The sequence below is a fragment of the Azospirillum sp. TSH64 genome (genome assembly GCF_003116035.1).
GTDB lineage: Bacteria > Pseudomonadota > Alphaproteobacteria > Azospirillales > Azospirillaceae > Azospirillum.
Genome location: NZ_LGQW01000015.1, coordinates 4,919,751 through 4,942,138, shown reverse-complemented (window position 1 = coordinate 4,942,138; position 22,388 = coordinate 4,919,751). Strand labels below are relative to the sequence as shown.

At 69.8% G+C, this 22,388-nt stretch carries 18 protein-coding genes; 6 read left to right on the top strand and 12 right to left on the bottom strand.

All coding sequences use genetic code 11. From position 1 onward, the window contains the following. Positions 1-30: 30 nt before the first annotated feature. On the top strand, positions 31-1,575 hold the full coding sequence (locus TSH64_RS23700; RefSeq protein ID WP_109448758.1) for a DHA2 family efflux MFS transporter permease subunit: 1,545 nt from the start codon (positions 31-33) through the stop codon (positions 1,573-1,575). Positions 1,576-1,589: 14 nt separating this feature from the next. On the opposite strand, the gene TSH64_RS23695 is transcribed toward TSH64_RS23700, so the two are convergent. Further along, positions 1,590-1,934: a four-helix bundle copper-binding protein gene (locus TSH64_RS23695; protein WP_109448755.1), complete on the bottom strand. Its 345-nt coding sequence runs from the start codon at positions 1,932-1,934 to the stop codon at positions 1,590-1,592. Between the two features lie 80 nt (positions 1,935-2,014). Then, positions 2,015-2,506: a DUF2934 domain-containing protein gene (locus tag TSH64_RS23690; RefSeq protein ID WP_109452976.1), complete on the bottom strand. Its 492-nt coding sequence runs from the start codon at positions 2,504-2,506 to the stop codon at positions 2,015-2,017. A 255-nt stretch (positions 2,507-2,761) separates the two neighbouring features. On the opposite strand from TSH64_RS23690, the gene TSH64_RS23685 reads away from it, so the two are divergent. After that, a complete protein-coding gene (locus TSH64_RS23685; RefSeq protein ID WP_109448753.1) occupies positions 2,762-4,381 on the top strand; it encodes a glycosyltransferase family 39 protein in 1,620 nt (539 codons plus the stop codon). A gap of 13 nt (positions 4,382-4,394) precedes the next feature. On the opposite strand, the gene TSH64_RS23680 is transcribed toward TSH64_RS23685, so the two are convergent. Continuing rightward, entirely contained in the window at positions 4,395-5,333 is a 939-nt protein-coding gene (locus tag TSH64_RS23680; RefSeq protein WP_109448751.1) for a glycosyltransferase family 9 protein, read from the bottom strand. Beyond that, entirely contained in the window at positions 5,330-6,619 is a 1,290-nt protein-coding gene (locus TSH64_RS23675) for an O-antigen ligase family protein (protein WP_109448749.1), read from the bottom strand. Before TSH64_RS23675 ends, TSH64_RS23680 begins: the two co-directional genes overlap by 4 nt. A 578-nt stretch (positions 6,620-7,197) precedes the next feature. Between TSH64_RS23675 and TSH64_RS23670 the strand changes: the two genes are divergently transcribed. Next, positions 7,198-8,088 (top strand): GNAT family N-acetyltransferase, encoded by an 891-nt coding sequence (locus tag TSH64_RS23670; RefSeq protein WP_109448747.1) that lies wholly within the window; start codon positions 7,198-7,200, stop codon positions 8,086-8,088. 24 nt (positions 8,089-8,112) lie between these two features. Here TSH64_RS23670 and TSH64_RS23665 read toward each other — a convergent pair whose 3' ends face one another. The 4 genes from TSH64_RS23665 to TSH64_RS23650 form a co-directional block, all read right to left on the bottom strand. Beyond that, positions 8,113-9,027 (bottom strand): LysR substrate-binding domain-containing protein, encoded by a 915-nt coding sequence (locus TSH64_RS23665; RefSeq protein ID WP_247873108.1) that lies wholly within the window; start codon positions 9,025-9,027, stop codon positions 8,113-8,115. A 23-nt stretch (positions 9,028-9,050) separates the two neighbouring features. Continuing rightward, positions 9,051-10,058 carry a sodium-dependent bicarbonate transport family permease gene (locus TSH64_RS23660; protein WP_109448743.1) on the bottom strand — a complete coding sequence of 336 codons (1,008 nt, stop codon included), beginning with the start codon at positions 10,056-10,058 and terminating at the stop codon, positions 9,051-9,053. Positions 10,059-10,218: 160 nt separating this feature from the next. Next, positions 10,219-10,491, bottom strand: a complete 273-nt coding sequence (locus tag TSH64_RS23655) for a GNAT family N-acetyltransferase (protein ID WP_109448741.1) — start codon at positions 10,489-10,491, stop codon at positions 10,219-10,221. Between the two features lie 93 nt (positions 10,492-10,584). Then, a complete protein-coding gene (locus TSH64_RS23650) occupies positions 10,585-11,349 on the bottom strand; it encodes an RluA family pseudouridine synthase (RefSeq protein WP_109452974.1) in 765 nt (254 codons plus the stop codon). A 402-nt stretch (positions 11,350-11,751) separates the two neighbouring features. Here TSH64_RS23650 and galU point away from each other — a divergent pair, with 402 nt between their 5' ends. From galU to TSH64_RS23635, 3 genes are all read left to right on the top strand, one after another. Further along, entirely contained in the window at positions 11,752-12,621 is an 870-nt protein-coding gene (gene galU, locus TSH64_RS23645; RefSeq protein ID WP_109448739.1) for a UTP--glucose-1-phosphate uridylyltransferase GalU, read from the top strand. A 202-nt stretch (positions 12,622-12,823) separates the two neighbouring features. Beyond that, positions 12,824-14,155, top strand: a complete 1,332-nt coding sequence (locus tag TSH64_RS23640; RefSeq protein ID WP_109448737.1) for a UDP-glucose/GDP-mannose dehydrogenase family protein — start codon at positions 12,824-12,826, stop codon at positions 14,153-14,155. A gap of 39 nt (positions 14,156-14,194) precedes the next feature. Continuing rightward, positions 14,195-15,595, top strand: a complete 1,401-nt coding sequence (locus TSH64_RS23635) for a phosphomannomutase/phosphoglucomutase (protein ID WP_109448734.1) — start codon at positions 14,195-14,197, stop codon at positions 15,593-15,595. Positions 15,596-15,645: 50 nt separating this feature from the next. Here the strand turns inward: TSH64_RS23635 and TSH64_RS23630 are convergent, their stop codons facing one another. Genes TSH64_RS23630 through TSH64_RS23615 form a run of 4 tightly spaced genes read right to left on the bottom strand, consistent with a single transcriptional unit; the run spans position 15,646 to position 22,387 of the window. Continuing rightward, on the bottom strand, positions 15,646-16,773 hold the full coding sequence (locus TSH64_RS23630; protein ID WP_109448732.1) for an ABC transporter permease: 1,128 nt from the start codon (positions 16,771-16,773) through the stop codon (positions 15,646-15,648). A 3-nt stretch (positions 16,774-16,776) separates the two neighbouring features. Next, positions 16,777-19,569 (bottom strand): ribosome-associated ATPase/putative transporter RbbA, encoded by a 2,793-nt coding sequence (gene rbbA, locus TSH64_RS23625; RefSeq protein ID WP_109448730.1) that lies wholly within the window; start codon positions 19,567-19,569, stop codon positions 16,777-16,779. Next, the gene (locus TSH64_RS23620) at positions 19,566-20,795 is read right to left on the bottom strand and encodes an HlyD family efflux transporter periplasmic adaptor subunit (protein WP_247873107.1); all 1,230 of its coding nucleotides are present in this window, start codon (positions 20,793-20,795) and stop codon (positions 19,566-19,568) included. Before TSH64_RS23620 ends, rbbA begins: the two co-directional genes overlap by 4 nt. Further along, complete coding sequence (locus tag TSH64_RS23615; RefSeq protein WP_109448728.1) at positions 20,792-22,387, bottom strand: MBL fold metallo-hydrolase; 1,596 nt, start codon at positions 22,385-22,387, stop codon at positions 20,792-20,794. The genes TSH64_RS23620 and TSH64_RS23615 overlap by 4 nt, the downstream gene beginning before the upstream one ends. Between the last annotated feature and the right edge of the window lies 1 nt (position 22,388).

The window sequence follows — 22,388 nt, the reverse complement described above, 5'->3', positions numbered from 1 at the left end:
AACCACGCATCCATCATCCGCAGGCATCCTATGGCCGCCAGCCAATCCTCCGTAGCCCCGCATGAGGTGAAGCATCGCGGCATGATCACCGTGTCGATCATGCTCGCCACCATCATGCAGGTGCTGGACACCACCATCGCCAACGTCGCGCTTCCCAGCATGCAGGGCAGCCTGGGGGCGGCGCAGGACACCATCACCTGGGTGCTGACCTCCTACATCGTCGCGGCGGCCATCGCGACACCGGCCACCGGCTGGATGGCGGACCGGTTCGGGCGCAAGCGCCTGTTCCTGATCGCGGTGGCGGGCTTCACGGCGGCGTCGGTGCTGTGCGGGCTGGCCGGCAGCCTGACGCAGATGGTGGCCTTCCGGCTGGTGCAGGGCGTCTTCGGCGCGGCATTGGTGCCGCTGTCGCAGTCGGTGCTGCTCGACATCAACCCGAAGGAGCGGCACGGGCAGGCGATGGCGCTCTGGGGGGCCGGCATCATGGTCGGTCCCATCGCCGGCCCGACGCTGGGCGGCTGGCTGACCGACAGCTTCAGCTGGCGCTGGGTCTTCTACATCAACCTGCCGGTCGGGCTGCTGGCCTTCGCCGGCATGGCGGTCTTCCTGCACGAGACCAAGGGGCGCATCCGCAGCTTCGATTTCTTCGGCTTCGCCATGCTGGGGCTGGCGGTCGGCGCCTTCCAGATGCTGCTGGACCGCGGCGAGCAGTTGGACTGGTTCGGCGCGACCGAGATCTGGATCGAGACGGCCCTGGCCGCCTGCGCCTTCTGGGTTTTCGCCATCCACATCGCCACCGCCCATGGCAACACGAAGACCGAGCCCTTCATCGACCCGGCGCTCTTGCGTGACCGCAATTTCGTCACCGGGCTGGTCCTGATCTTCGTGATCGGCGTCATCCTGCTGGCGACCATGGCGCTGCTGCCGCCGATGCTGCAGAACCTGCTGGGCTACCCGACGGTCACCACCGGGCTGGTGCTGGCGCCGCGCGGCGTCGGCACGATGATCTCGATGCTGATGGTGGGGCGGCTGGTGCGCCGGGTGGACGCGCGGTTGCTGATCCTGGCCGGCGTGCTGCTGACCAGCTGGTCGCTGTGGTCCATGACCGGCTTCACCATCGTGATGGACCGCGAGCCGATCATCATCAGCGGCGTGGTGCAGGGGCTGGGCCTGGGGCTGGTGTTCGTGCCGCTCAGCACCATCGCCTTCGCCACGCTGGAGCCGCGGCTGCGCACCGATGCCGCCAGCCTGTTCAGCCTGGTCCGCAACCTGGGCAGCAGCGTCGGCATCTCGGTGGTGATGACCCTGCTGTCGCAGAACACCCAGATCAACCACGCCAGCCTCGCCGCTCACCTGACGCCCTTCTCGCAGATGATGACGGAGCAGGTGACCGCCACGCCCGAGGCGCTGGCGATGCTGAATGCCCAGGTCACGCAGCAGGCGGCGATGATCGCCTACATCGACGACTTCAAGCTGATGATGTATGTCGCCCTGCTGGTCATCCCGATGCTGCTGCTGCTCCGGCGGCCGAAGGCGGGAGCCCCGGCGCCGGAGGAAGCGGCGGTGATGGAGTAGGGGCGCCGCTCCGGTCAGGCGGCCATGCTCGACATCGCCCGGCAGCTTTCGGCGCAGCGGCGGCACATCTCGGCGCAGCGCTTCATCATGGCGTCGTCGGCCATGCGGTCGCACTGGTCGGCGCAGGCCGCACAGATCTCGGCGCAGGCGCCGCAGGTCAGATGGTGGAAGCGGGAGCCGCGGATCATGAAATCCGCGCTGGTGCGGCAGATGTCGACGCAGTCCAGCAGCAGGCGGACATGCCCGGCCTCCGCATGCGCACCGCCCTTGGTCAGGCAGTGCGATACGGTTTCCAGGCAGACCGTGTGGCAATCGGTGCAGTTGCGGATGCAGTCGTCCATCGACGGCGTGCCGGCCATGACGGTTCCTCCGGAGAAGAGTGCAGGGATTACCTGACAACCGGCTCCGGGGCCGCTGGGTTCCGGCAAGGGAGGCTGGATCAGCCGGCGGTGGCGCTCTTGCCGCCGTCCTTCTTCGAGCTGCGCGGGGGCTTTGCAGCCGGAGTCTTTGCGGTTGTGGACTTGGTGGGCGCCGCCTTGGCGGTGGTTTTTGCCGGAGCCTTGACGGAGGCGGCCTGCTCGGCCGGAGCGGCATCGGCCTTCGGCTTCGAGGCAGTCGCTTTGGAGGCAGCGGCCGGCTTGGCCTTCGCCGGCTTGGCCGCTTCGGATTTGGCGCTCTCCGCCGGGGCGCTCGCGACTTCCGACAGGGATTCGGCGGCGGCACGGGTGCTCTTGCCGGCGGCCTTGGAGCTGGAAGGCTTCTTGCGCGAGCCGGCGACCTTGCCGGTCGGCTCCAGCGCACCGGCGCCGCGAACCTCCGCCTCGGCCTGGGTCCAATGGTCGGAGTCGCGGCCGTGCGGACGGCCCTCGCTCTCCCACAACTCGTGGGCACGGCGTCGGATACGCTCCTGGATATCGTCGGTATCGGCCATCGAGTTCCCCATGTGTCTGTCCGGCAATCGTCTGCCCGGCGGGTCTGCCATACCGTATTTTGTGGCAGCGACCCGCCAACGTTGCAAAGCCACTCGTGCGAGGCACCACGAAAGAGGCGGAGACTCCCGACTCCGCCGTTCCATGAGGGCAACACCGGAGCAAGCGTCTGGTTCCCAGGGGAAACGGGAGATGGTTCCCAACCGGCCTGTTCCGTGCCACAAGGCGGCCGACCTGAACCGTGAGCCGTGCCAATCATGATGCCTGCACCCTCCGCCGCCCGTCCCTCCCTGCTCGACCGCGTCGCGGCGGCGCCTTGGTGGCTGCTGTGCGCCGGGCTGGCGGCGGCGATGGCGCTGTCGGTCCTGCTGGTCGGGTTCCGTCTGCCCTATTGGGTGCATTCCGATCAGGATCTGGTGCTGGCCTATCACGGGCTGCTGTTCGGCGACGGGCTCTCGCAGGAGTATTTCGACCATCCCGGCTACGGCTATTTCCTGGTGATCGACGTCTGGTACCGGCTGCTGCATGCGGTTGGGCTGCTGCCGGTCGCCAGCCTGTCGGCCCTGCCGCCAGGCAGCGACGTCGCGGCGACCGAAGCCGTTTGGCAGTCGCTGGTCCAGGCCGGGCGGGCGCTGTCGATCCTGCTGACCGCCGCCTTCGCCGTCAGCTATGCCACGCTGCTGCGCGGGCTGGTGGAGGACCGGCGGGTGGCGCTGCTGGCCGGCATCCTGCTGGCCTTTGGCGTCGGGCTGACGGCGCAGGGGCGGCAGATGCGCACCGACCTGCTGTCGGCCGGTTTCGTCGTGCTGGGGCTGCTGCTGGTCCTGCGGGCGGTGCGGCCGGCGGACGGCAAGCCGTGCGGCGGCGCATCGCTGCTGCAGCTGGCGCTGGGCGGGTTGCTGGTCGGGCTGGCCATGGTGACCAAGGTGCAGGCGGTCTTCCTGGCGATGGGGCTGCCGGTGGCGGCGATCCTGTTCGGGCGGCGGGCAGAGGCCGTGCCGGAAAAGGGCTGGGGCGTTGCCGCGCTGGTCGGGCTGATGGCGGTGGCCGCGGCGGTGCCAGCCTTCGGGCTGATCCAGGCCGGGCTGGCCGGCTGGGGGCGGGCGGTCTATCCGTATACTCCCGTTGGCGGCGGGCTGTCGGGCGGCGGCTATCAGAGCATCGTCGCCGGCTGGGTGCTGGTCGGCATCCTGGTCCATGCGGCGGTCCACCGGGTGCCGGCGGCCCGCGTGGTGGCCGGGGCGGCGGCGGTGCTGCTGGGGCTGGCGGCCGGGCTGCTGGCGCTCGACATCCGCTGGAACGAGCAGAACGCCATCGCCGTGGCGAACTTCGTCGAGCATATGTTCGTCTTCTCCTCCTGGCGGCACGGGGCGGAACTGCAAGGCCAGGGGAATGTGGTGGGGCAGGGGACGCTCGGGCTGCTGCTGGCCGGCATCGGCCGGACGCTGGCGATCCGCACCATCGTCCTGCACCCCGACAACATCCCGCAGACCATCGTCGTCGAGTGGTTCGCGCTGGCCGGGGCCGTGGTGCTGTGGCGGCGGGGAGAGCGGCTGGCGGCGGTGCAGGCGCTGTTCCTGCTGCTGGTCGCCTGGGGGCTGGAGTCGCTGTTCTCGCTGCGCGGCTTCCAGCGCGCCTATGCCGCCTACACCGACCCGCTGGCGATCCTGTCCGCCGCCTGGGTGCTGGCGCGGATGCCGGGGTTGCTGGAGCGGGCGAGGCCGCGGCGCTGGATCCTGGCGGGCGTGGCGCTGGTGGTGGTCGCGGCCCATGCCTGGCCGGTCATCGAAACCCGCAAGCTGCCGAACCCGGCGACCCATTGCGAGTGGATCCCGGTCTACATGCCCAAGGTGGCGCCGTTTCCCTTCTGTCATTAAGTCCCTTCTGCCGTTAGGAACCTCCCAGGGTCCGCGCGCGGTCGAGTGCCTCGACCACGCCGGCGCTGTCGATGTCGTTGAAGTCGGGACGGTGGTGGATCAGCACGCGCGGGCCGGTGCTGTGGATCGGGTTGGAGGCGTCGGAGAACACCACGACGGTGGGGCAGCCGACGGCGGCGATCAGGTGGGTCGGGCCGGTGTCGTTGCCGACCGCCCCCCAGGCCCGGCGCGCCAGCCCGCCCAGCTCCGGCACGCTGGTGCGGTCGGTGAGGTCGACCGCCTGCGGGCAGGTCTCGGCGATCACGCGGGCGAGGTCGCGCTCGATGCCGGTGCCGATCACCGCCGGCACGATGCCGCGCTCGGCCAGCGCCGCCGCCACCTCGGCATAGCGGCGGGCCGGCCAGCGCTTGTCCGGCCGTCCGGGGGAGGAGCCGGGGACCAGCAGGGCGAAGCGCTCCGGCAGACCGAACTTGGCGATGTCGGCATCGAGCCAGGACAGGTCCGGCGTCTCGTCCGGGACGATGCCGAAGGGAGCGAGCTGGCGGACATAGCGGTCGCGCACCGGCACCTTGCGCCGGCCTTCGTAGCGGTCGGGATGCGAGGCGCCGCGGGCGGTGCCCGACCATTCCGGCCAGGGGCCGGGGAACAGCAGCCGGTGATAGAGGTCGGTGCGCGTCTGCGCCTGGAGATCGTAGACGCGGTCGAAGCGCTGGGCGCGCAAGGCCCGGCGGATCGCCAGATAGGCCGACAGCGAACGGTCGCGCGGGTCCTCCAGCACCTCGTCGAACAGCCCGCTCATCCGGGCGAGCGGGGCGAGCGAGGGCAGGGTCAGCAGGGTCAGCCGGTCGCCGGCATGGTGGCGGCGGATGGCGGCGAAGGCGGTCTGGGCCAGGAAGAAGTCGCCGAAGGCGCCCAGCTTGATGACCAGGATGCGGAGTGGGCGCTTGCTCATCGTGTCTTGTTCCCGATAGGGGCCCCGATGCGGGTCGCCAGCCGCAGCATCAGCGCCGCGGATAGGAATCCTGCCATCCACCAGGGTTGCCAGATGCCGTAGGCGGTGCTGCCCATCGCCATCGCCGTGGCGAACAGCGCCAGCGCGAAGGGCTGGTCGCGGCGCTCCAGCCGGGCGGTGGCGGCCAGCAGCAGCAGCATCGCCGCCAGCGCCAGCGCCGCCCCGACCGCCCCGGTCTCCAGCCAGAGCTGGAGGAAGGCGTTGTGGGGATGCAGCGGCAGCAGGCTGTCGCCGATCGGTGAGAACTCCGACACGGCCCCTTCCGGCGGCAGGGAGCGCGAGGCGTCGATGCCCTGGCCGAACACCGGCGTGCGCAGCGCGCGGTCCGCCGCATGGCCCCAGATCTCCACCCGGTGCTGGGCGGAACGGAACAGCAGGCCGGAATGGTCGAGGTCGAGCGGGCCGGAGAACAGCAGGGCGGCGGGCAGCACCAGCAGGAAGGCGGCGGTGACCGCGGCGCTGAACAGCCGGCGGGTCCATTTGGCGGAGGCGCGGGCGGCGGCGAGCGTGACCAGCCCGGCGGCGATGCCCAGCATGGCCGACCGGCTGGTCAGCGGCAGGCAGGCCAGCGCATAGCCGACCGGCACCAGCAGGGCCAGCGCCTTGCGCCCGAAGCGGTCCACCGCCAGGGCGGCGGGCCAGACCAGCAGGCAGAGCAGCGCCGCCGTCCGCTTCGGCACATTGCCGTTCAGCAGGTTGGGCAGCTGGTCGTCGGGCACGCTGTTCCACCAGCGGTTCAGCGGGAAGTCCAGCGCCGCCTCCACCGCGAACAGCAGCCCGCCGGCCAGCCCGCCGGCCAGGAACAGCCCGGCCAGCCGCCGCGCGTCGGCCGTCGGCAGCCCGGCGATCCAGGCGCCGCCGGCCAGCGCACCGAGCGCGATGTAGCCGATCTCCAGCACCGTCGCGAGCGCGCGGTCCGACGGGCTCCACAGGGTGGAGGCCAGGGCCAGAATAAGGAAGGCGCCGACGGCGGCGACCGGCGGCGTGAGGCGCAGGATGCGCCCGAAGGCCCCGCGCCGGGCGAGACCGGCGAGCGACAGCACCAGAACGAGGATGGCCCAGACCGGCAGCCCGCGCGGGGCGAGTGCTGCCAGCGGCCCCAGCACCAGGGCGGCGGCCCCGGCCACACCGTGCAGCACGGCATCGACCCCGCGGCCGGCGGGAGACGGGCGGGGAACTGGGGGAGCGGGGCGCGACGCGGTGGCGTCCAGGGACTCGACGGGCATGACCTTGACGCGGATCAGCGGAAACCGGCGGCGACTTAACCGCACTCCCGCCCCGAAAGCAACGGCGCGCGGTCGGTGGCGGCCGGGCGCCCTATGGGAGGCGTGTAACGGCGTGGAACAGGGATCCGGGGGCTGTTCCATTGTTTCATCCGCCGTCGGGGCGGTGCCGGAGGGTGCGGCCGGGCTGACGGTTTGAAACAGCGTGGAACAGGAATTCGGCTCGTGTTCACCTCTTTCATGCGGAGCGGGGGCAGTACCGGGGGACGCGGGGCGGGCTGACGGTTTGAAACAGCGTGGAACAGAAATCCGGGTGTGTTCCACTGTCTCACCAAGGGTGAAGGCATTGGCGGGAAACGTAGATCGGGTGAACGGCGTCCGGCGCGGCATGGCGGCTCCTGGCCGGCAGTAGCAAGGATGATAGTCCTATCATGGTTGTCGCGGCTTGGGGAAAGGGTGGATGAAAATCGGGGTTGCCCCCTCTCCCCGGGGGAGAGGGGATCTTGGTCGTGTCGCTGGGTGGCTCCCAGCACGCCGTGGATTGCGTTACGCTCTGTTCCATAGGGGCGAAGGGGGCGGAGATGGAACGCAGCGGGGCGCAGGGGACCGACGGCTATCGGGTCCGTGTAATGAGCCGGGCCGAGCTGGATCTGGCGGTCGACTGGGCGCGGCTGGAAGGGTGGAACCCCGGCCTGCACGATGCCGGCGCCTTCCATGCCGCCGATCCGGCCGGCTTCCTGGTCGGGCTGCTGGACGGGCAGCCGGTCGCCTCGCTGTCGGTGGTCCGCTATCCGGGGAATTTCGGCTTTCTCGGCTTCTACATCGTGCGGCCGGAGGCGCGCGGGCGCGGCTATGGCTGGACGCTGTGGCAGGCGGGGCTGCGCCATCTGGAGGGCTGCACCGTCGGGCTCGACGGCGTCGTCGCCCAACAGGACAATTACCGCAAATCCGGCTTTGCCCTGTCCCATCGCAACATCCGTTTCGGCGGCGTCCTGCCGGGGGATGGGGGCGGCGGGACGAGGCTGGTGGACGCCCGGACAGTGCCCTTCGACCGGCTGACGGCGTTGGATGCCGCGCTGTTCCCGGCGCCCCGCCCCGGCTTCCTCGCCAACTGGATCGCCCTTCCCGGTGCGACGGCGCTGGCGGCGGTGGGGGACGGCGATGGTGACGGCGATGTGACGGGCTTCGGGGTGATCCGGCCCTGCCATGACGGCTGGAAGATCGGCCCGCTCTATGCCGCGGACGCGAGGATCGCGCGGGATCTGCTGCTGGCGCTGGGTCGGGCGGCCGGGGCCGGGAGCAGGGTCGGCCCGGTGTTCCTCGACGTGCCGGAACCGAACGCGGCAGGGGTGCGGCTGGCGGAGGAATTGGGGCTGTCGCCGCAGTTCGAGACAGCGCGCATGTATCTGGGGCCGGCTCCGGCGGCCGAGCTTGGTCGGGTGTTCGGGATCACCAGCTTCGAGTTGGGGTGATCCCCTTGCGGGCGGCGGAGCCCCTCACCCCGCCGCCGTCCTTTCGGCCGTCCTCTCCAGCGAGCGGACGATGTGCTCGGCCAGCAGGTCCACCGCCTTGGGCAGCGGGCCGGGCTGGCGGTAGAGGGCGGTTTCGATGTCGGGCAGGTCGGGAAGGCCGTGTTCGGCGTTCACGATGTGGAAGCCGGGGGCCAGCATGTCCTTCGGCAGGATGGTGACGCCGAGCCCGGCGGTCACCGCGGCCTTGATGCCGGCGAGGCTGGGGCTGGTGTAGGCCATGCGCCAGGAGCGGCCATGGGCGTCCAGCGCGTCGATGGCGCGCTTGCGGTGGATGTCCGGCGCCGGGGCGAGGACCAGTGGGACCGGGGCGCCCGCGTCGAGGATCAGCCGGTCCGACGCCACCCAGAACAGCGGCTCGCGCCAGACACGGACGCCGCCGGCCGGACCCTGCGGCTCCCGCTTGCACAGCACGAGGTCGTATTCGCCGCGGGCGAAACGGTCGAGCAGGTTGACGGTGAAGTCGCACTGCACCTCCAGCGCCACCTGGGGATGGGCGCGGGAGAAGCGCCACAGCACGTCGGGCAGATGGGCGGTGGCGAAATCCTCCGGCGTGCCGAGCCGGACCACGCCGCCGACCTCCGGCTCCATCAGCAGGGCGCAGGCCTCGCCCGCCATGCCCAGCAGGCGGCGGGCGTAGGTCAGCAGGATTTCGCCGTCGGGGGTCAGGTCCAGGCCGCGGCCCTCGCGCAGGAAGAGCCGCTTGCCCAGCCCGTCCTCCAGCCGCTTGATCTGCAGGCTGATGGTGGACTGGGTGCGGCCCAGCCGCTCCGCCGCCCGGGTGAAGCCGCCGCTGTCCACGATGGTCACGAAGCTGCGCAGCAGGTCGAGGTCGAAGGGCGGCAGCGGAGCGGGCATGGCAGGCGGAGGGGCTGGCGGCATGGCGGTGGTTCCGGCTCGGCCGGTCAGGTCAGCACCGCCCGGCTCACTGCGAGGTAGAGTGGAATACCGACGAGGATGTTGAAAGGAAATGTGATGCCCAGCGACAGCGGAAGCGACAGGCCGGGCTCCGCCGCCGGCAGGGCATGGCGCAGCGCCGCCGGCACCGCGATGTAGGAGGCGCTGGCGCACAGCGTCACCAGGAGGGCGGCATCGCCGAGGCCGAGCCCCAGCGAGGCGGCGGCGGCAAGGCCGATGACCGCGCCGGCCAGCGGCATGACGATGCCGAAGGCGATCAGCCGCGGGCTGAGCGACACCGCTTCCCGCAGCCGGGAGGTGGCGAGATAGCCCATCTCCAGCAGGAACAGGCAGAGCACGCCGTCCCACGGCGCGATGAACAGGCCGTGCAGGCTTTGCAGGCCGGGCTTGCCGATCACCAGCCCGACCAGCAGCGACCCGGCCAGCAGCAGGACCGAGCCGTTGAAGGCGGCCTCGCGGATGGCGCCCCTGATCGAGCCGCCATTCCCGCTGCCGCCGCCGAGCGGCACCGACAGGCTGCCGCCGCCGCCCGCCGCCACGCCGGACACCATGCCGGCGGCGCCCGCCAGCAGCAGGCCGCTGACGATGGCCGGGCCCTCCATGATCGCCAGTGCCGCGACCATGTGGCCGCCGAAGGTGACGCCCTGGCTTTCCAGCAGCTTGGTGGCGGTGACGAAGGTGACGAGGCTGACTGAGCCGTAATGGGCGGCGATGGCGGCCGCATTGACCTGATCCAGACCGACCGCCGAGCGCAGCAGCCCGAAGCCGAGGACAGGCATCAGCAGGCTGAGCAGGCCGGCGGTCAGCAGCAGCGGCAGCACCGCGCCGACATCGGCGCCCGCCAGCGCCACGCCGCCCTTGAGGCCGATGGCGACCAGCAGATAGGCGGCGAGCGCCTTGCCGAAGCCCTCCGGGAACGGAATGCGCGCCCCGGTAAGCGCGATGACGGCACCGAGGCCGAAGAACAGAATCGGTGCCGACAGCAGCGTGTCCATGATGGATCTTCCCTCGTTTCGATCGTCTGCACGGGTCTTGCCGCAGTGTGGAAATACGTGTCGGAAAACCATGGGACGGACGCTAACGGGGTATGGTTCTCATGGGAAATTGATAGTTTTCAGCGCTTCCATTGATTTCTTCAATGGAGGGCGGCGGGCCTCAGGCCAGCAGATCGTCCTGCCGGTTGCGCCGCATCCACAGGGCGGCGTAGCTGCACAGCGGGACGATCTTCAGCCCCTCGGTGCGGGCGGTCGCCACCACCCCTTCCATCAGGCGGCCGGCGGCCCCGGTGCCGCGCAGGGAGGGCGGGGCCTCGACATAGGAAATCACCAGGGTCTGGCCGTTGCGGCGGTAGTTGGCGAACACCGTCTGGGTGCCGACCGCCAGTTCAAACCGGTTCATCGCGCGGTTGTCCGTGACCGCCTGTCCCATGACTTGCTCTCCATCGGTTGTGGGGGCCTGCTCCCTTCAACAGATGGGAGGCGGCGAAGACGCCGGAAGCCCCTGCTTTTTCGCGGCGGCGTCTTACTCGCCGTGCCAGCCGCAGGCGGACAGCGCGTCCCGCATATGCTCCGGCGCCGGGGCGACGGCGCTGACGGGGGCGTACTCGAAGGCCATGCGGAAGGCGACGGAGCGGGCCAGCAGATGCAGATTGCCGGACGGCCGGCGCTCGGGACCGTAGAAGGGCTCGCCTACCAGCGGGCAGCCGATGGCGGCGCAATGGACGCGGATCTGGTGGGTGCGGCCGGTGCGCGGGCGAAGCTCCAGCCAGGAGCGGCCGTTGCCGGTGCCGAGAACCCGGTAGTCGGTGACCGCCGGCTGGCCGGCCGGGTCGGGCAGGATCGTCCAGGAGGAGCGGCCGAACCCTGCGGCGGACTTGGGTTCGATCCGTTTCAGCAGCGGCAGGTCGATCACGCCGGTCCCGGCCTCCGGGATGCCCTCGGCCACTGCCCAATAGGTCTTCCCGACATGGCCGGCGGCGAACATCTGGCCCAGGCGCTTCAGCGCCCAGGGCGTGCGGCCCAGGATCAGGCAGCCGGCGGTGTCGCGGTCGAGCCGGTGGGCGAGCTTCGGCGCTTCCCCGTCCGGCTCCGCCAGATGGGGCAGGTAGAGTTCAAGATGGTCGGTGATGCGCCCGGCCTTGTGGACGGCCAGACCGGCCGGCTTGTCGATCACGAAGCACAGCTCGTCCCGGTGCAGCACGCGGGCGCTCAGCTGGTCCGCGGTGAGCGAGCCGGGAGCGGGCTCGTCCTGAGTCGGGGGAGTGGGGGTAAGCGAGTCGGGGATCATGGCCGGCACCATGAGGGCGGACGCCCCCTTCGTGCAAGTATTCGCAACAAAACGTCATACGGAAAGTTCGTTTGTAAAGCCATGACGCCGTACAGGCAGCGGCACGGTGTCGCGCCGGTGGAATCCGCCGCTTTTTCAAGCGGTCCAGCCTATGAGAAAGGTTTGGTGCCGGCCTGGACGTAACGGATAAAGATCGGCTTGATTGAGGAGTTTCAGCCGGTTTTCATTTGATTTCGGCCTCTAGGACTAGCCTTTTGCCCGGTCTCGGAAGGTTTGTTGCGCAGTGACGGAAGGCGTGGCAGAAAGCCGGAACCACGGTCGTGCTTCCGCAGGCTTCGCTTGCGGTCGGGTCCAGCCGTGGAACCATGGATTTGACTTCGCCTCAACCACAAGAGACGTCCAATGCGGAAACCCGTGCGCAAGGTGGTGTTCCCGGTCGCCGGTCTCGGCACGCGCTTCCTGCCGGCCACCAAGGCCATCCCGAAAGAGATGCTGCCGCTGGTCGACCGCCCCCTGCTGCAGCACGCCGTCGAAGAGGCGCGCGCCGCCGGCATCGAGGATTTCGTTTTCGTCACCGGCCGCTCCAAGCGTGCCATCGAAGACCATTTCGATGCCGACACCGAACTGAACCGCACGCTTGAAGAGCGCGGCAAGATCGACGCGCTGGAAGAGGTTCGCCACAGCGAGATCGCGCCCGGCCGCTGCTTCTACACCCGCCAGCAGGTTCCGCTGGGCCTCGGCCATGCCGTCTGGTGCGCCCGCGCCCTGATCGGCAACGACCCGTTCGCCATCGTGCTGCCCGACGACTTCGTCCAGGGCAAGACCCCCTGCCTGAAGCAGATGGTCGAGGCGTACGAGGAGGTCGGCGGCAACGTCGTCGCCGTCGTCGACGTTCCGCGCGAAAAGACCAGCAGCTACGGCATCCTCGACGTCGAGAAGGACGACGGCCGTCTGGCCACCGTCCGCGGCCTCGTCGAGAAGCCGAAGCCGGAAGACGCGCCGTCGACCCTGTCGATCATCGGCCGCTACATCCTGCAGCCGGAAATCTTCGACCATCTGGAAAAGCAGCAGCGCGGCGCCGGCAACGAAATCCAGCTGACCGACGCCATGGCCAACCTGATCGGCAACCAGCCGTTCCACGGCCTGCGCTTCGAAGGCACCCGCTACGACTGCGGCGACAAGGTCGGCTTCATCGAGGCGACGCTCGCCCACGCGCTGAACCGGCCGGACATGGCCGACAAGGTGCGTGCCATGCTGCGTAAATATTGCTGACCGACGGGCAGCACGCCTGACGCGGTGCCCGCCCCCGTCCCCTGATCCGGACGGGGGCGGGCGCATGCGTTTGGACTGCATTTCAAGAAGAGCCGGCCGGAAACGAAAAGGCCGGCCGTGAGGAACGCCTCGCGGCGGAGATCCGCCAGGGCATCCCGAAACATACAGGTTTTCCTTTTTTCAAGGACATGAGGGGGACGCGATGCGCATTGCGATGATCGGCACGGGCTATGTCGGCCTGGTCTCCGGCGCCTGCTTTTCCGAATTCGGCGTGCACGTCACCTGCGTCGACAAGGACGCCGGCAAGATCGAGCGGCTGAAGAACGGCGAGATTCCGATCTACGAGCCCGGCCTGGACGACCTCGTCGCCCGCAACGTCGCCGCCGGCCGCCTGTCCTTCACCCTGGATTTGAAGGAGGCGATGCAGGGCGTCGACGCCGTGTTCATCGCGGTCGGCACCCCGTCGCGCCGCGGCGACGGCCACGCCGACCTGTCCTACGTCTATGGCGCCGCCGAGGAGATCGCCCAGCATCTCGACCACTACACGGTGGTGGTGACGAAATCGACGGTCCCGGTCGGCACCGGCCGCGAGGTCGAGGCGATCATCCGCCGCGTCCGCCCCGAGGCCGAGTTCGACGTCGCCTCCAACCCGGAATTCCTGCGCGAAGGCTCGGCCATCGGCGACTTCATGCGGCCGGACCGCGTCGTCATCGGCGCCACCTCGGACCGTGCGGGCGAGGTGATGCGCCGGCTCTACCGGCCGCTCTACCTGATCGAGACGCCGATCGTGGTGACCTCGCTGGAGACGGCGGAGCTGACCAAATACGCCGCCAACACCTTCCTGGCCGCCAAGATCACCTTCATCAACGAGATCGCCGATCTCTGCGAGAAGGTCGGCGCCAACGTCCATGACGTGGCGCGCGGCATCGGGCTGGACGGCCGCATCGGCAAGAAGTTCCTGCACCCCGGTCCGGGCTATGGCGGCTCCTGCTTCCCGAAGGACACGCTGGCGCTGGTCCGCACCGCCCAGCAGGTCGGCAGCCCGCTGCGCATCATCGAGACGGTCGTCGACATCAACGACAAGCGCAAGAAGCAGATGGCTGAGCGCATCATCGCCGCCTGCGGCGGGTCGGTGGACGGCAAGACCGTCGCGGTGCTGGGTGTCGCCTTCAAGCCGAACACCGACGACATGCGCGACAGCCCGTCGCTCGACATCGTCCCGGCGCTCCAGGCGGCGGGGGCCCATGTGCGCGCCTTCGATCCGGCGGCGATGTACGAGGCCGAAAAGCTGCTTCCCGGCGTGGAATGGGCGAAGGATGCGTACGGCACCTTGGAAGGGGCCGATTGCGTCGCTATTCTCACGGAGTGGAACGAATTCCGTGCGCTCGACCTGCGTCGGGTCAAGTCGATGCTGAAGCGGCCGGTGATGATCGACCTGCGCAACATCTACAACCCCGAGGACATGGCGAAGGCCGGCTTCACCTATACCTCCATCGGCCGGCCGTCGCCGGCCGGCGGGATGGACCGTGGCTGACGGTCCAAAGACGGCGTCCAACAGAGGACTAACGAGACGATGAGCGAAGCCCATACCTTCCACCCCACGGTGCTGCGCGAGTACGACATCCGCGGCATCGTCGGCAAGACGCTGACCCCGGCGGACGCCCGCGCGGTCGGCCGCTCCTTCGGCACCGTGGTGGTGCGCAAGGGCGGCAAGACGGTCTGCGTCGGCTATGACGGCCGTCTGTCCTCGCCGGAACTGGAGGAGGCGCTGGTCGAGGGGCTGGTTTCCACCGGCCTGCATGTCCTGCGCATCGGGCTCGGCCCCACGCCGATGCTGTATTTCGCCACCCGCGACCGCGAGGCGGCGGCCGGCATCATGATCACCGGCTCGCACAACCCGCCGGACTACAACGGCATCAAGATGATGCTGGGCAAGGGTCCGGTCTATGGCCAGCAGATCCTGGAACTCGGCACCATGGCGGCCAAGGCCGACTGGGAGCAGGGCCAGGGCTCGTCTGAGAAGATCGACGTCCAGGACGAGTATGTCGCCCGCCTGCTGAAGGACTATGACGGCACGCGCGACCTGAAGATCGCCTGGGACGCCGGCAACGGCGCGTCGGGCGAGATCCTGCGCCGCCTGACCGCCAAGCTGCCGGGCACGCATGTCCTGCTGTTCGACGACATCGACGGCAACTTCCCCAACCACCACCCGGACCCGACGGTCGAGGCCAATCTGGTCGACCTGAAGAAGGCGGTGGCGGAGCATGGCTGCGACATCGGCATCGGCTTCGACGGCGACGGCGACCGCATCGGCGCCATCGACCACAAGGGCCGGGTGGTGTGGGGCGACCAGCTGGTGGCACTCTATGCCGCCGACGTGCTGAAGAGCCATCCGGGCGCCACCATCATCGCCGACGTCAAGGCCAGCCAGGCCCTGTTCGACGAGATCGCCAAGCATGGCGGCAACCCGCTGATGTGGAAGACCGGCCACTCGCTGCTGAAGGCCAAGATGGCCGAGACCGGCTCGCCGCTGGCCGGCGAGATGTCGGGCCACATCTTCTTCGCCGACAAGTGGTACGGCTTCGACGACGCGCTCTATTGCGGCGTCCGTCTGGCCGGGCTGGTCAGCAAGCTGGACACCACGCTGGCGGCCCTGCGCGACGGGCTGCCGGACATGGTCAACACGCCGGAGACCCGCTTCCAGATCGACGAGGAACGCAAGTTCGCCGTGGTCGAGGAGGTCAAGGGCCGTGTCAAGGCGTCGGGCGCCAAGGTCAACGACATCGACGGCGTCCGCGTGACGACCGACGACGGCTGGTGGCTGCTGCGCGCGTCCAACACCCAGGACGTGCTGGTGGCGCGTGCCGAGTCCTACAGCACGGAAGGGCTGGAGCGGCTGAAGGGCGCGCTGATCGAGCAGCTGGTGGCCTCGGGGCTGGCGGCACCGTCCTTCGAGGGCGGCGGGTCGCACTGATCCGAGCGATTGGAGAAAGGCGCCGTCGGCTGACGGCGCCTTTCTTCGTTTTATCTGAAACTCGCCAGATGGCGCCGGAACCGGGCCAAGCTCCAGGCGAAGAACAGGGCACCGATCCCGGCCGTCGCGGCGAAGCGCGGCCACACCACGTCGAACCCCGCCCCGCGGAACAGGATCGCCTGGGCGAAGGCGACGAAATGGGTCGAGGGTGACAGCTGCATTGCCAGTTGCAGCCACTCCGGCTCGCTTTCCAGCGGGGTGAAGCCGCCGGACAGCATGTTCATCGGCAGCACGATCAGGATGAACAGCAGCCCCAGCTGCGGCATCGAGCGCGCCACCGTGCCGAGAAAGATGCCGAGCGCGGTCGCGAAGAACAGGTAGAGCGCCGTCCCGGCCAAAAACAGCGGGACCGATCCGGCCAGCGGCACCGACAAGAGGCCGCGCAGCACGGCATAGAGCGCCACCAGCGTCAGACCCAGGATCACCGCACCGTTGGCCAGCACCTTGGCGGCCATGATCTCGGCCGGACGGACCGGCATCACCAGCAGATGCTCCAGCGTGCCGTGTTCGCGCTCGCGGATCAGGGCGGCGCCGGCCAGCAGCACCGCCAGCATGGTGATGTTGCTGACCACCGACATGGTGCCGGTGAACCATTTCGTATCCAGCGCCTCGTTGTAGGCGACGCGGACTTGCAGGCTGACCGGGGCGGCGCTGCCGTCGGCCTCGCGGCGGACGAAGCGGCCGACCTCGTCGTCGACGATGCCCTGGATGGTGCCGGCGCCGATGCCGGCTTGCATCATCGCGGTGGCGTCGATCAGCAGCTGGATCACCGGGCTGCGGCCGGCCAGCACGTCGGCCTCGAAATCGGGCGGGATGTCGAGGACGAAGGTGTAGCGGGCGGAATCCATCGCCGGATCGACCTCGGCATGGCCGATCGTCGCCGGGGTCTGGAACTCCGGCCCATGGAAGCTGGAGGCCAGACGCTGCGACAGGGTCGAGCGGTCCTCGTCGACGATGGCGATGGCGGCGTTGCGCAGCTCGTGCGAGATGCCGGTCGCTTGGCTGTAGACGGAGAAAGTGAAGGAATAGACGACGAAGCCCAGCATGAAGACGTCGCGCAGGAGACTGATCCACTCCTTGCGCGCCAGTGTCAGGCTGTTGCGGAGGAAGTGCCGCATGGCTCAGCGCTCCTGTTTCGGCAGGAAGGCGACGCCGAGCGCCAGGAAGACCGGGATGAAGGCGGCGGTCGCCAGGATGAAGGGGAGAAGCTCGGGCAGGGCGAGGCCCTTGGTGAAGGCGCCAACGGAGATTTTCAGGAAATGGGTGGTGGGGAACAGCGTGCCGAACAGCCACGCCCCGCCTTCCAGCGTCGCGACCGGTTGCAGCATGCCGGAGAATTGGGTGGCCGGCAGCATGGTGACGATGGCGGTGCCGAACACCGCCGCCGTCTGGGTCGCGGTGAAGACGGAGATCAGCAGGCCGAGCGCCGTGGTCGCCACCACATAGACCAGCCCGCCGAGCAACAGCCCGGTCAGGCTGCCCTTCACCGGCACGCCGAACAGGGTGACGGCCATGACCACCATCAGCAGCAGGTTGAAGGCGGCGAGCCCGATATAGGGCAGCTGCTTGCCCAGCAGGAATTCCAGCCGGGTCACCGGCGTGACGTAGAGGTTGGTGATCGAGCCCAGTTCCTTTTCCCGCACCACGCCGAGGGCGGCGAGGATGGCGGGGATGAAGACCAGCAGCAGGCCGATGGTGCTGGGGACCATGGCGTCGAGGCTGCGGAAGGCTTGGTTGTACCGGTAACGCATCTCCAGCGTCGCGGGGGAGGCGGGCAGGGTGACGCCGGAAGCGAGGGCGGCATCCTGGATGAAGCGCTGGTGCAGGCCGGCGACGTAGCCCTGGATGGTCTCGGCCCGGAAGGGCATGGCGCCGTCGATGCGCACCGCCACCTCCGGGATGCGGCCACGGCGCAGATCGCGGCCGAAGCCTTCGGGGATCTCGATGGTCAGCGATGCCTCGCCGCGTTGAAGGCGGAGTGCCAAGTCGCGGGCGTCCACGGCCGGCGGGGTGGTGCGGAAGCTGCGCGAGCCGTCGAACTGCTCGATGTAGGCGCGGCTTTCGGGCGAGCTGTCGTGGTCGAGGACGGCGAAGGTCAGGTTCTCGACATCCATGGTGATGCCGTAGCCGAAGACCAGCATGAGGAGGACGGTGCCGAGCAGGGCGACGGTCAGGCGGACGGGATCGCGGCGCAGTTCAAGGGTTTCACGCCAGGCGTAGGCGAGCAGGCGGCGGGTGGAATATCCCCTCTCCCCCCCGGGGAGAGGGTTAGGGTGAGGGGGTGGCGCGACGGCCCTTTCCCGAGAATCCTCGCTGTGCATCCCCCTCACCCCGACCCTCTCCCCGGGGGGGAGAGGGGGAATAGGATGGTTGAGAGGGGGGGCGCCCTCCGCCTGCTCCATGAACCCGATGAAGGCGTCGTCCAGGCTGTCGGCCCGCTGCTGGCGGCGCAGCTCGTCGGGCGGGCCGGCGGCGATGACGCGGCCGGCGTTCATGAAGGCCACCCGGTCGCAACGCGCCGCCTCGTTCATGAAGTGGGTGGAGACGAAGATCGTCACCCCCTGCTCGCGCGACAGCGCGATCAGGTCGCGCCAGAACTGGTCGCGCGCCACCGGATCGACACCGGAGGTCGGCTCGTCGAGGATCAGCAGCTCCGGTTCATGCAGGATGGCGACGGCCAGCGACAGCCGCTGCCGCACGCCCAAGGGCAGCCGGTCGGCCACCGCGTCGATGTAGGGCGACAGGCCGAACCGCTCCACCAGTGCCGCCAGCCGGGTGTCGGCGTCGGGCAGGTCGAACAGGCGGGCGTGCAGGTCGAGGTTCTGGCGCACCGTCAACTCGCCATAGAGCGAGAAGGCCTGCGCCATGTAGCCGACGCGGCGGCGGCTCTCCAGATCGGTGGCGTCCACCGGCCGGCCGAACAGCCGCGCCTCCCCGGCGCTGGCGGGCAAGAGGCCGGTCAGCATCTTCATCGTCGTGGTCTTGCCGCAGCCGTTGGATCCCAAAAAGCCGAAGATCTCGCCGCGGCCGATGCGGAAGCTGATGTCCGACACCGCGGTGAAGTCGCCGAAGCGGCGGGTCAGGCCGATGGCCTCGATGGCGGGTTCGGCGCCGGCCGGCTCGGGCGGGCGGGGCGGGACGGTCAGGCGCTGGTGGCCGCGTTTGGCGTCCTCCGGCAGCAGGGCGACGAAGGCCTCCTCCAGATCGGCGGCGCCGGTGCGCGCCTTCACCGCCGCCGGGGTGTCGTGGGCGAGCAGGCGGCCGGCGTTCATCATGACGACTTGGTCGAAGCGCTCCGCCTCGTCCATGTAGGAGGTGGCGACCAGCACGGTCATGCCGGGGCGGCCGGCGCGGATGCGGGCGATCAGGTCCCAGAACTGCCGGCGGGACAGCGGATCGACGCCGGTCGTCGGCTCGTCGAGGATCAGCAGGTCGGGGTCGTGCAGCAGGGCGCAGCACAGGCCGAGCTTCTGTTTCATGCCGCCCGACAGCTTGCCGGCCGGACGGTCGGGGAAGGGGGCGAGACCAGTGGACTCCAAGAGGTCGGCGATGCGGCGCCGGCGCTCGGCGGCGTCGAGGCCGAAGAGGCGGCCGAAGAACTGGAGATTCTCGGCGACGCTGAGGTCGGCGTAGAGGTTGCGGCCGAGCCCTTGCGGCATGTAGGCGATGCGCGGCTGGAGGGCGGCGCGGCCATGGCGGTCGGAAACGTCGGTGCCCAGCACACGGACGCTGCCCTGCTGGATCTTCTTCGCCGTGGAGATCAGGCCGAGCAGGGTCGATTTGCCGACGCCGTCCGGGCCGATGACCGCGACGCTGGTGCCGGGAGCGATGTCCAGCGAGGCGTCCGCCAGCGCCACCGTCCCGCCATAGCGGTGCCGCACGCCCGACAGCGAGACGGCTGGGGCGGGGGTCATGATCTTTCGCCTGTGGGAATATCCCCTCTCCCCCCCGCTCTCGCGCAAACTTCGTTTGCGCTGACGCGACAGGCGGACCATCGGTCCGCCGAAAGTGGGGAGAGGGTTAGGGTGAGGGGGGAGCGTGGGGTGGATTGGGGGGCGGAGGGTGACTGATTTTCGGCGAAGTCACGCGGTGCGTCCCCCTCACCCCGACCCTCTCCCCGGGGGGGAGAGGGAGTATTCCCGGGGGAAGAGGTTGCTTCGCGCGTCAGGGTCGACTCCAGCCAGTCGGGCCAGACCGCCTTGTCGTCCAGCTTCACATAGGCCATGCCGGTCAGGCCGGTCTTCACCCGCTCGATGTAGCGGGTAACCAGCGCTTCGGGCACGCGGGCCTTGACGCGGAACATCATGCGGTCGCGTTCGGACTTGGTCTCCACCTGCTTGGGCGTGAACTGGGCGCGCGGGGCGACGAAGGTCACGGCGGCAGGAATCGCGGTGTCGGGAACGGCGTCCAGCAGGATGCGGGCCTCGGCGCCCAGAGCGAGGTTGCCGGCCGTGTCGGTCGGCAGGAAGAAGGTCATGTACACGTTCGACAGGTCGAGCAGAGTCGCCGCCTTGCCGCCGGCCGCCAGCACCTCGCCGGGTTCGGACAGGCGGTAGAGCACGCGGGACTTGCGCGGCGCCTTCAGCACGCCGTCGGCGACCAGATCGGCCAGCCGGTCGACATCGCCGGCCGCGGCGGCGATGGCCTCCTCGGCGCTGGCGAGGTGGCTCTTGGCGGCCTCCAGGGCGGCGTCGGCGGTGCGGCGGCTGTTGCGGGCCTGATCGACCCGCTGTTCGGCGACATGGCCCTTGCCGAACAGGATCAGCGCCCGCTCCATCTCCTTGGCGGCGAAATCGGCCTCGCTGACGCGCTGGGCGACCAGGGCGGCGGCTTCCTCCCGGCTGCTGCGGGTCTGGCGCAACTGGGCCTCGGCGGAGCGGAGCTGCGCTTCGAGGTCGCGGGTGTCGAGCGTGGCAATGACGGCGCCGGCCTCCACCAGATCGCCTTCCTCGACCGGGATGGTCAGGACGCGGGCGGCGTATTTGGTGGCGATGTCGATCTCGTTCGCCTCGATCCGGCCATTGCCGGAGGCGAAGCCGGCGGGCAGGCGGTTGCCCTGCATCGCCCGCCAGCCATAGGCGGCCCCGGCGCCGAGGATCGCCAGCAGAACCACGGCGATGAGGAGACGTTTCAGGGTCATGGCCGGGTTCCTTTCCCAGTGTCGAGCGCGCCCATCACGCCGGCCAGGATGCGGTCGCGCGCCGCATCGTCGGGGGCGGCGTCCAGCGTGCGGCGGAGCGCCAGCAGCGCCTCGGCATAGTGGTTGTGCCAGTCGAGGCCGGCGGCGAGGTCGGCGGGGGCGAGGCGGGGGTGGCGGTCGGCCGGGGCGAGCGGGCGCGGGGCGGCGAGATCGACGCGGTCGTCCAGTGCCGGCTGGGCGATGCGTTCCGGCGACCAGCCCTTGTCGAGCAGGGCCTGGCGGATGGCGGCGCGGGCGGGCTCCTCGCCATGGACCAGGAACAGCCCGTGGCCGACGCCGTGGCGGGCCGCCACCCAGTCGAGCAGGGCGCTGCGGTCGGCATGGCCGGAATAGACGTCGATGGAGCGGACCCTGGCTTTCACCGCGATCTCCTCGCCATGGATGCGGACGCGGGGCGTGCCCTCCTGCAACAGGCGGCCCAGCGTGCCGGGGGCCTGATAGCCGACCAGCAGCACGGTATCCTGCGGGCGCCACAGGCGGTTCTTCAGGTGATGGCGGATGCGGCCGGCGTCGCACATGCCGCTGGCCGCCATGACGATGGCGCCACCGGCGACGCTGTTGAGGCGCTGGCTGTCGGGCACGCCGCGGACATGGTGGAAATTGGCGCGGGTGAAGGGGTCGCCGTCGGTCTCCAGATCGTCGAGATGGCGGCGGAAGACGCCGGTCACCGCGTCGGCGAGGGGGGAGTCGAGGAAAACGTCCACCGCCGGCAGCTGGCCGCTGTCGAACAGGCGGTCGAGGTCGTAGAGCAGCTCCTGCGTGCGCTCCACCGCGAAGACCGGGATCAGCAGGACGCCCCCGGCCGCAAGGGCGGTGGACACCTCGGCGCGCAGAACCGCCTGCCGCCCGGCCTCGTCGAGGTCGGTGCGCTCGCGGTCGCCGTAGGTGGTCTCCAGCACCATCCAGTCCGGCCGCTCCGGGCCGTCGGCGTCGGCGTGGAAGCTCTTGCCGCCAGGGCCTAGATCGCCGGAGAACAGGATGCGGGTGGGGTCGCCGGTCCCGTCAGTGGCCTCGACCTCGATGGAGGCGGAGCCCAGGATGTGGCCGGCCTGCCAGAAGCGGGCGCGCAGGCCGGGCAGGATGTCGGTCCAGCGGTCGTACTCGACGCGGCGGAGCCGGCGCAGGCTGCGGATGGCGTCGTCCTGGGTGTAGATCGCCTGGACCGGCGGACGGCCGCGCTGGCGGTTGCGGCGGTTGAGCCGCTCGACCTCGCCCTCCTGGATGTAGCCGCTGTCGGGCAGCATGTACTCCAGCAGGTCGACCGTGCCGCCGGTGGCGTAAATCCGGCCGCGGAAGCCCAGCTTCGTCAGCTTCGGCAGCAGGCCGGAATGGTCGATGTGGGCGTGGGTCAGCAGGACGGCCTTGATCGCCGCCGGATCGAAGGGGAAGGGGCGGTAGTTCAGTTCCCGGATCGTCTTGGTGCCCTGGAACATGCCGCAATCGATCAGCACGTCGCCCGCGGGCGTCGACAGGCGGCAGCAGGAGCCGGTCACCGTTCCGGCGGCGCCATGGAAGGTCAGCGACAGGGACATT